Origin of the sequence: Saccharopolyspora sp. NPDC050642, assembly GCF_040654735.1 — a bacterium.
GTDB lineage: Bacteria > Actinomycetota > Actinomycetes > Mycobacteriales > Pseudonocardiaceae > Saccharopolyspora > Saccharopolyspora elongata.
The window spans coordinates 1-3,089 of record NZ_JBFAIN010000087.1 but is presented as its reverse complement, the minus strand read 5'-3'; the positions used below and the strand labels follow the sequence as shown (position 1 = coordinate 3,089).

The following is a 3,089-nucleotide window of genomic DNA, read 5'->3' as shown; positions in this document are numbered from 1 at the left end:
TACGTTTAATCGCGTAGTATCTTGACGTGAATACATAGCGTCTTGAAGGCAGACCCAGGGAACTGAAACATCTAAGTACCTGGAGGAAGAGAAAGAAAAATCGATTCCCTGAGTAGCGGCGAGCGAAACGGGAAGAGCCCAAACCAAGAGGCTTGCCTCTTGGGGTTGTAGGACACTCAATACGGAGTTACAAAAGAGCGAGTTAGATGAAGCGACTTGGAAAGGTCCGCCAGAGCAGGTAAAAGCCCTGTAGTCGAAAGTTCGTTCCCTCCTGAGTGGATCCTGAGTACGGCGGAACACGTGAAATTCCGTCGGAATCCGGGAGGACCATCTCCCAAGGCTAAATACTACCTAGTGACCGATAGTGAACCAGTACCGTGAGGGAAAGGTGAAAAGCACCCCGGAAGGGGAGTGAAAGAGATCCTGAAACCGTGTGCCTACAAGTAGTTAGAGCCCGTTAATGGGTGATAGCGTGCCTTTTGTAGAATGAACCGGCGAGTTACGATTACGTGCGAGGTTAAGCTTTAGAAGGCGGAGCCGCAGCGAAAGCGAGTCTGAATAGGGCGAATTAGTACGTGGTCGTAGACCCGAAACCAGGTGATCTACCCATGTCCAGGGTGAAGGTAAGGTAACACTTACTGGAGGCCCGAACCCACGCACGTTGAAAAGTGCGGGGATGAGGTGTGGGTAGCGGAGAAATTCCAATCGAACTTGGAGATAGCTGGTTCTCTCCGAAATAGCTTTAGGGCTAGCCTCGTGATGAGAATACTGGAGGTAGAGCACTGTTTGGACTAGGGGGCCATCCCGGTTTACCGAATTCAGACAAACTCCGAATGCCAGATATTTATACACGGGAGTCAGACTGCGAGTGATAAGATCCGTAGTCAAAAGGGAAACAGCCCAGACCACCAGCTAAGGTCCCAAAGTAATCGTTAAGTGGAAAAGGATGTGGCGTTGCACAGACAACCAGGATGTTGGCTTAGAAGCAGCCATCATTTAAAGAGTGCGTAATAGCTCACTGGTCGAGTGACGCTGCGCCGAAAATGTATCGGGGCTAAACGATTCACCGAAGCTGTGGATTGACATCTACGATGTCAGTGGTAGGAGAGCGTTCTAAGTGCGTTGAAGTCAGACCGGAAGGACTGGTGGAGCGCTTAGAAGTGAGAATGCCGGTATGAGTAGCGAAAGACGGGTGAGAATCCCGTCCACCGTATGACTAAGGTTTCCTGAGGAAGGCTCGTCCGCTCAGGGTTAGTCGGGACCTAAGCCGAGGCCGATAGGCGTAGGCGATGGACAACAGGTTGATATTCCTGTACCACCTCCTCACCGTTTGAGAAATGGGGGGACGCAGTAGGATAGGGTAAGCGCGCTGTTGGTTATGCGCGTCCAAGCAGTAAGGCGTGTGTGTAGGCAAATCCGCACACTGTAACGTTGAGCTGTGATGGCGAGTCCGTATGGACGAAGTTCCTGATTTCACACTGCCAAGAAAAGCCTCTATCGAGGTGAGAGGTGCCCGTACCGCAAACCGACACAGGTAGTCGAGGAGAGAATCCTAAGGTGTGCGAGAGAACTCTCGTTAAGGAACTCGGCAAAATGACCCCGTAACTTCGGGAGAAGGGGTGCTCTTGAGCGTGCAAGCGCATGAGAGCCGCAGTGAATAGGCCCAGGCGACTGTTTAGCAAAAACACAGGTCTCTGCAAAACCGTAAGGTGACGTATAGGGGCTGACGCCTGCCCGGTGCTGGAAGGTTAAGAGGAGTGGTTAGCGCAAGCGAAGCTGCGAATTGAAGCCCCAGTAAACGGCGGCCGTAACTATAACGGTCCTAAGGTAGCGAAATTCCTTGTCGGGTAAGTTCCGACCCGCACGAAAGGCGTAACGATCTGGGCACTGTCTCAACGAGAGACTCGGTGAAATTATAGTACCTGTGAAGATGCAGGTTACCCGCGACAGGACGGAAAGACCCCGTGGAGCTTTACTGTAGCCTGATATTGAATTTTGGTACAACTTGTACAGGATAGGTAGGAGCCAGAGATCTCGGAGCGCCAGCTTCGAAGGAGGCGTCGGTGGGATACTACCCTGGTTGTATTGAAATTCTAACCCATGCCCCTTAGCGGGGCAGGAGACAGTGTCAGGCGGACAGTTTGACTGGGGCGGTCGCCTCCTAAAAGGTAACGGAGGCGCCCAAAGGTTCCCTCAGAATGGTTGGAAATCATTCGTAGAGTGTAAAGGCACAAGGGAGCTTGACTGCGAGACCTACAAGTCGAGCAGGGTCGAAAGACGGGCTTAGTGATCCGGTGGTTCCGCATGGAAGGGCCATCGCTCAACGGATAAAAGCTACCCCGGGGATAACAGGCTTATCTCCCCCAAGAGTCCACATCGACGGGGAGGTTTGGCACCTCGATGTCGGCTCATCGCATCCTGGGGCTGTAGTCGGTCCCAAGGGTTGGGCTGTTCGCCCATTAAAGCGGTACGCGAGCTGGGTTCAGAACGTCGTGAGACAGTTCGGTCCCTATCCGTCGTGGGCGTAGGAAATTTGAGAGGAGCTGTCCTTAGTACGAGAGGACCGGGATGGACACACCGCTGGTGTACCAGTTGTCTTGCCAAAGGCATCGCTGGGTAGCTATGTGTGGACGGGATAAGTGCTGAAAGCATCTAAGCATGAAGCCCCCCTCAAGATGAGATTTCCCATTACGCAAGTAAGTAAGATCCCTCAAAGACGATGAGGTAGATAGGTTCGAGGTGGAAGTGTGGTGACACATGGAGCTGACGAATACTAATCGATCGAGGACTTAACCAAAAAGTTTGAAGCATTCAATGAACCGTTTATCCAGTTTTGAAAGAATAATTTCTTTTATGAAGGGTTTCAAGATACGAGTAGTTCGAGGAAGCAATGGAGAGAGGGAAGGAGCGTACTTAAGTACGTGACTGACTGAACGACAGCAGCTGACGAAGAAATACGATGTATATTGAAAGCCGAAAATAGTCTAGTGATGATGGCAAAGAGGTCACACCCGTTCCCATACCGAACACGGAAGTTAAGCTCTTTAGCGCCGATGGTAGTTGGGGGCTTCCCCCTGTGAGAGTAGGAC

The 3,089-nt window shown here is 51.7% G+C and carries 2 rRNA genes (1 of these 2 running past the window's edge); both read left to right on the top strand.

The window, feature by feature from the left end:
• Positions 1-2,797 (top strand): 23S ribosomal RNA (locus AB0H93_RS44150); it begins 230 nt to the left of the window's first position.
• Between the two features lie 186 nt (positions 2,798-2,983).
• Positions 2,984-3,089: ribosomal RNA gene (gene rrf / locus AB0H93_RS44145) — 5S ribosomal RNA — on the top strand; the annotation flags it as partial.